Source organism: Caldisericum sp., from assembly GCF_049967455.1.
Taxonomy (GTDB): Bacteria; Caldisericota; Caldisericia; order Caldisericales; family Caldisericaceae; genus Caldisericum; species Caldisericum exile_A.
Map to the genome: position 1 here is coordinate 1 of NZ_JBMFSR010000051.1, position 6,698 is coordinate 6,698.

Consider the following 6,698-nt stretch of genomic DNA (forward strand, 5'->3'; position numbering starts at 1 on the left):
AGAGTACCTTACAGGGATTGAAACTGAAAGATGGCGTATATATAAGAAACGAGTTCTCCTTGTTTTTAGAGTACCTTACAGGGATTGAAACCCTTTATCAGTATAACAACCGGTATCAATTTCTACGCGTTTTTAGAGTACCTTACAGGGATTGAAACCAAAAAAGCCCCCCAAAGGAAGAGGGCTTTTAATTAATTTTTTTCTTTAATTTATTTTTCGAGGTACACTTGCTTTAAAAGTCTATTTATTTCATTAAAAACAAAATCTTCACTTCTACAATCCTTTATAAGGTCTTCATTCCAACTAAGAACTTTGAATAATTTTTTCAAATTTTTGCTGAGATTTCCAACGATTTCTTTGTCACTTGTTTCACGATTTTCAAGGGTTTCTTTGCTTATGCCTTCAAATCCATGAGCATATGGTGTATTATTTCTTAGGTCAGATAATTTTTCATTTTCTTGGTCAAATTCATGAGTGAAGTCTAAAAATGCTTGTGCAATTTCCTTCTTGTGTTCATCTTGGCTTTTTTCTGAAAAGAAGGCTATTATTTTGGTATAAACAAATCTGTTAGGTTCGGTAAAGTTTACATTGTATTTTTTGAGATATTCTGTAAGATCAGGATTATTTTCGATTGCGTTAATGAATTTATCAAATTTTTTAGTTTTGCTATCTTTAAAGATTTCTGTATCCAAGAGTTTTTCATTTATTGCTTTACCTAGAGATTCTTCTAATCTGAATAGCATTGCAATTCCCTCGTTAATTTTTCCACCACATATATTTGCAACAATTCTATTGTAAAGTTCGTAAATAAGGTATTTATCATCTTTCTTTTTCAAATTTTCTAAATCTTTTTTTAGTTTTTTTGCAAGTTCAGTAATTGCTTGATCTTCTTCTGAATCTGATATTAGAAACGAGTTTAATTTTTCGTATGCTTCATCAAATACAAAAATCGACCTCAAATATAAAATCTCAAGTAGTTGCTCTAATTGTTGAAGTTCTATTTCTTTAGGTGGTTTAAATTTATCGGATAGATTTTTTGATATATTATAGGATGCTTGATAATCGTATATGTCTAAAAGTGATTTGATGTCTTCTTTTAATATCTTAGTTCCTATGATTTTAGATATATGAATTTTTGAAGCCTTTGTTTCTCTGGACCCTGTTTCCTCTAAATAATACCAAAAGGCATCAAAAATGTCATAAAGCTCAATTATTATAGCGTGGTTAATTTGTGGTGTTCCAGGTCCAAAGAAGATAACTTTTTCGTATTCTTTTGAATCAAGCATATCTTTGAAATCACTCTTAAATCTTTGAATACTCTTTATCATTAGTTTTAAATCATTGGGTTTATCATTAATTTCAAAAATTTCTACACCGAATTTATCCCTTTCTAAAATCACCTTTAAAAGCTTTGCAAGACTGATTGTATCTTTTTTTGAATATTTTTCATCGCTTTGATTAGTTGCTATAAAAATTATCTTAATATCTATGTTTTCTTTTAATGATATCTCATCAACTTTTAGTGCTGCCTTCAGCAAAGGAAGGTAATATTTACTTCCGTTGACTTCAAAATATAGTTCGTTGTTTTTGTGCAGTTTAATTTTTTCGTTATCCTTTACATTTTCATACAATTTTTCTATAAAATTCTTGTAATTATCTTTCAAGACTTGTTGGTCTGAAGATTTTAAATCGTTATTACCAAGCGGATAAATTGCCAATGTTTTCATTTTGAATCTCCAATTTTATAAGGCACCAGCCAGGAATTTGGTTATTAACAATAAATCTTGTTGTGGGATAATAAGATTCAAAAATGTTATTCACTTTCTTTTCCAATTTTTCTGAGAGTTTCCTTAAATTGTACTTTATGATTTCATCTTTATTATTTTTGTAAATATCTTTAAGGATTAAATAGAGGGATTTTGTTTTCATACTACCACCAAAACCAAGATTTATCATTCTGTAAGTTTGATATTTGCTCAGTATTTCTGAATTATTAATTAATTCATGTAAAACAGGAGTTTCTAAATCATCTGATATGATGTCGTTTTTTATTGTGTCTATTGCGTTTTCTATCTCCTTAATGTCAAAGATTCGATCATCAATCTCAAAGTCAAATTCTAAGTTAGTGTTTTTTATTAAGCCTTCGTGATAAACTGGAATTCCCACTTTATTCCCGCCATTTACGTGTTTTCTTTCAAGTTTGAAAATTGCAAATTTACTCTTTGGTATTGGGTTTGAATCAGATATTTTTAACAATGAAAAAGCTTCAGGAATTAAGATTTTTTCGTTTAAGTTTTCACCTTGGTTATTTTCGGATTTAAAAAGATCTCTAATTTTTTGTTCATAATATTTTGTAAAATCTCTTTCTAATTTGTTGTGCAGTTTTCCGACTGAATCTTTTTTGTCTAGTTCAAGAGATCGTATATCTTTAATCACTTGATCTTTGTTATTTTTATAATAAGAATATTCCAGTGCCATCCTTATTGCACCCTTAATTGAGCTTCCTGGTACATAATAGTATTCTTTTCCTTTTGTAAATAGCTTGATTACGCCCTTAATTGGCATTTTTTGTTCTGTAAGTAAGTCAGATATATTTGCTATCTTGTAACCTTCAAGAACAAAATCATTTATGTTGATTTCCTTCTCTTTAAAAAAGCTTTCGATATCAAACTTATTAGGATTTTTTAATTTTTCAATAAACTCTTCAAGAATTTGTTTTCTATCAGGTGACGAGCTTAAGTAGTTAAAGAGTTTATCTTGATCTATTTGGTTTAGCTTGTTTGAGTTTTTGTCAATAAAATATTCAGAAGAGCTCAATGATTTCTGAGAGCCGATAAAAATAGGCGTTAACGTAGTTATTTTTATTTTGCCTTTAGTCATTTTTTTCCTCCCGCAATAGGTAAAGCAAAGCACTTTCCATATTGATAGATTTTTATTGAGGGTTCAGGAGATACATCAACTACTTTTCCATAAACGTTGCTTTTAAAGATACTTCCTTCTTTTATTGCATAGACTTCCTTTTTTCGAAGATTTGTAGTATTTGAATTAAATATATAACCGCTTCTTTTTATAAGTGCATATGACTCAAATTTATTGAATTCATCTTGGTCTTTGGGAATAACCATAGATAGGGTTACGTGGTAAAGTGGGTTTTTAATGTTTCTTATATATTCTGAAAATTCCTTTTCTTCTTGGATTTCTAATTTATCGAAAGCCCCTGCTCCTGTTCCTCTCTCTCCACCAAGTCCTTCGTCCTGAATGAGGTTTATCGCTGCAATAAGTTTTTCTTTGGTATCTTCTGAGAGTTCTGAGTCATCGAGCAAAAAGTAAAAATAGACTTTTTCGCCTGGGTAAATATAAAATACTTCATATGGTCCCGATTTAGAATCTTTAATATCAGAAGAATCATAAGGTTTTGACAGATTTATCTTTATTTCAAAATCTTTTTCAAAAAGAATTTTAGGTAACTCTCCGTTTAACATCTCTTTATCTCTGTTTGAGAAGAGAAAACCTTGAACTACATTTTTTTCTGTGATGTTTTCAGGTGGGTTGTTTATTTCTTTTAGGTAAGAAAGTGAAATAAATTGAATCTTTTTCGAAAGTTTTGGCTTCTGGGATTGTAACTCTTCTGGAAGGATTTTTAAAAATGGTTTTGGAACAAAATATACCTCTTTATATGCGGGGAATAAAGAGGAGATCCTTATTTTTAGCAGGTTATCAACTTCTTTTTCGCCGTAGAGTTTTACAAAGTTATTTACAATTGCAGAAAATAGAGATGGTGATGGAAAATAAAGAAGAGAATCATCAAGACCAGTTTCTCCAAAATGATATTTGCTGTTTATATTTGGATAAAGCTTAACAATTTTCATATTTTGACCTCAACTGAAAATGTTTTCTAAATCATCTTTGAGATCTTGCAAATCTTTGTAAGATAATTTCTTTTGGTCCATCTTTCCTTCATAGAAGGATTTATCTCTTTTAATAAGTTCTATGTTTTCAAATTTTATCTTACCGTATCCTCTGGAACCGCTTCCACCAAGATAATCATCTTCAAGAAGTTTCATTCCGCGAAGGAAAACTTCAAACAGTTTTTTATTTTCGTCTTTATCATAGTGCAAATTGAAGACGATCTCAAAGTCAAAAGTTGAACCCCCTGACACTCTTTCTATTTCTCTTGGGTGTTCAGCCTTGCCACTAATTCTGTTAATTACATTTTCTGTTTTAATTTCTAAAACGGAAGAGATATCTTGTTCATCTGAAAGATAGGCATCTCTTACAAGGAGAGTTGTAGGAAAAACATTGTTTGTGTCTTTGGATTTATGAATTCCAAAAATCTTAGTAACATCATTTTCTTCTGATGAGGGCTCACCATTCTCACTAAGGTAATTGTAGTATTTTTCAAGCAAGCTTCTTATTTTACCTCTAAGAGAACTTCCAGGAATGTATAGCCTTCCCTTCCTTGTTCTAATAAATGAGTTATCGATGCCACCAATATCAAGAGAAGTTTTGTTTCCTCCAATGTGAATACCAGTTATAGCCCTTATTTTTCCCTTAAGAATAATTTTTCCTTGAAAATTGTAGTTTGCCATTTTTCCCTCCTAAATTTTTATCCTGCGTATTGTTTGTGATAGGCAACGATTGCCTCAAAAAATTTAATAAAGTTTTGAAAATTATTTTCATCAAGAATTTCTAAAAGCTTTGAGTAAAGATGCTCAAAGTTTTCCAGGGCTCTTGCTTCATCTCCACCCTTCTTTCCCTGTTCTTTTGCTCTACCAATTTGGTAAGCTAACTTTGGGATAAGCAAATACAGTCTTGTTTTGCAAGAATCCCAATCTTTTTTGTTGTTAAAATCGAGTTCTTCACCTTTAACATAGTCGTAGAAATCTCTAAACTTTGATTTAGCAATAAATTTAAAGTTATCTCTTGCAAGTTTTTCTGCGGTTTTAACGAAGTTTTCTACATTGGAACTGTTTAAATTTTTTACAACATTTAGTGCATCTTGTAGGGTTTGTTCATCGATTTGTTCGGGTTGATAGTTACTTCCCCGATTTTGATTACGATTATCCATCTTCATTCCTCCTTATTTTTTCTTTTCTCTTGTTTGTAATTCAGATATTCTTAAAGCAGTTAAAATTTCACCAAGCCTTGGCGATGACAATTTATTGTAATTGTCCATGTTAAATATTTCTTTTTCAAGAATTGAGTTTATCTTTTGGTAGAATCTCACAGATCCATTCTTAGTTTCTGGGTCGTTTATAAATTGCCATTCTTCCTCATCTATGAAATTCCTCATCCAGAAATATCGTAGTCTCCAAAGAGAGCTTACTATTTCAGGTGTATTTGGTTTTTCTTCAAGGAAGTTTTCATAGGCTTTTAAGATTATTTCTTTTATTTTTTGCAGTTGACTTCGTCCTTCTATTTTGTCATTGGAGGATCTTTTGAGAATGTTCTCATTGATTTCTTGTGAAAGTTTGATGGCATGCCCAAACTCGTTTTCAAAATCTTTTACATCCCACATCAAAGTTTCTCCAAAAATGTTAATTGCATTCTTTGTATGATTAAACCTATTGAAGGTAAAATCTTTTGCTTGTTCGAGTTTATTCTCTGATTCTCTTAGGATTCTCCTAACCGAAGAGTGTGGTGCAGTAATAACAACCGAGGCACTCATAGTGATATTTGGATTTTTTGCGGTAAATTCTCTAAAGTCCTCATATACCCTTTGTGCATATTCAATAATTATGTCCCATGAACCAATTGCAAATGTGTCGTCGCCACCTGAATAAATAAGGTATATATTATCTTTAAATCTTTCATCGTTTTGAGTTAGGTTGTTTATGTATCCTTCAAAAAACATACTCATTTGCCTACTTAGTGTGCTTATCCTCGCAAATGTTGTTCCGAAGGATGAAAGTCCACCTGTTATAATTTGTCCAAGATTATCGACGTCAGCTTTAAAAATGCCTAATTTATTAGTGCCTGTTCTTTCTTCTGCTTTAATTCCAAGTTCGTCAAAACTCAATATTCTACCTTCTCTATCAAGGGGGAACCCAGTTGGTATTTGAAATACAGGAAGTAATTTTTCACTGTTGTTTTGGAATGTTATAGCGTATTCTTCTACAAGAGTTTCAATATTTTTTAAAATCGGAAGCATTTCTTTTACATCTTTGACATTAAAAAAGCCTTTTTGCTGAGCCTCTTTTATATATTCTGCCAATTTTACAAAACTATCACAGTCTTCACAGAGTTTGCGCCCCTCGTAGGAAGTTAGGTTTCCTTCCTTTCCACAGATTTCGCAAACTTCAACTCTTCCACCAGTTCCTTTTGGTTCAAATAATAGACTGTAATCAATATCTTTGAACTTTTTGCTTTTCTCTTTTGAGATATCTTCTGAAGATTTTCTGAATACTTCTCCTATTTTGTTTTCTAAAAAGTCTCCAAGTGTTATTGGGGTAATTCCAATTGCAAGGTAAAGATCAAGTCCAAAATGCTCTAAAAATTCTTTATTGATATCTTTTTTAATTTCTGCGATCTTTTCTTCTACTCCTGGATAAGCAAGAATATAAAAGTGTCCTCCTCCTGCATAGATAAGGTTTTGTAGGTCAAGGTTTAGATTTTTAAGAATATGCTCTGCTATAAATCTTTGCATGAACACAAGACCTAAAGATCTTCCTTTAAGCGATTTTGCTGCAAGTTTTGAA

General features: G+C 31.1%; 6 protein-coding genes. All 6 read right to left on the reverse strand.

Annotated features, from left to right (window positions below):
* Positions 1 to 209 precede the first annotated feature (209 nt).
* Complete coding sequence (locus tag ACP5SP_RS07145) at positions 210 to 1,727, reverse strand: hypothetical protein (RefSeq protein ID WP_428076354.1); 1,518 nt, start codon at positions 1,725 to 1,727, stop codon at positions 210 to 212.
* Positions 1,696 to 2,880: a type III-A CRISPR-associated RAMP protein Csm5 gene (gene csm5, locus ACP5SP_RS07150; RefSeq protein WP_428076355.1), complete on the reverse strand. Its 1,185-nt coding sequence runs from the start codon at positions 2,878 to 2,880 to the stop codon at positions 1,696 to 1,698. Before csm5 ends, ACP5SP_RS07145 begins: the two co-directional genes overlap by 32 nt.
* Positions 2,877 to 3,869 carry a type III-A CRISPR-associated RAMP protein Csm4 gene (gene csm4 / locus ACP5SP_RS07155; RefSeq protein WP_428076356.1) on the reverse strand — a complete coding sequence of 331 codons (993 nt, stop codon included), beginning with the start codon at positions 3,867 to 3,869 and terminating at the stop codon, positions 2,877 to 2,879. The genes csm5 and csm4 overlap by 4 nt, the downstream gene beginning before the upstream one ends.
* A 9-nt stretch (positions 3,870 to 3,878) precedes the next feature.
* Complete coding sequence (gene csm3, locus ACP5SP_RS07160) at positions 3,879 to 4,589, reverse strand: type III-A CRISPR-associated RAMP protein Csm3 (protein WP_428076357.1); 711 nt, start codon at positions 4,587 to 4,589, stop codon at positions 3,879 to 3,881.
* A gap of 17 nt (positions 4,590 to 4,606) precedes the next feature.
* The gene (gene csm2 / locus ACP5SP_RS07165; RefSeq protein ID WP_428076358.1) at positions 4,607 to 5,068 is read right to left on the reverse strand and encodes a type III-A CRISPR-associated protein Csm2; all 462 of its coding nucleotides are present in this window, start codon (positions 5,066 to 5,068) and stop codon (positions 4,607 to 4,609) included.
* A 12-nt stretch (positions 5,069 to 5,080) separates the two neighbouring features.
* Positions 5,081 to 6,698 (reverse strand): type III-A CRISPR-associated protein Cas10/Csm1 (cas10, locus tag ACP5SP_RS07170; protein ID WP_428076359.1); only part of this gene is annotated, 1,618 nt, incomplete at its 5' end.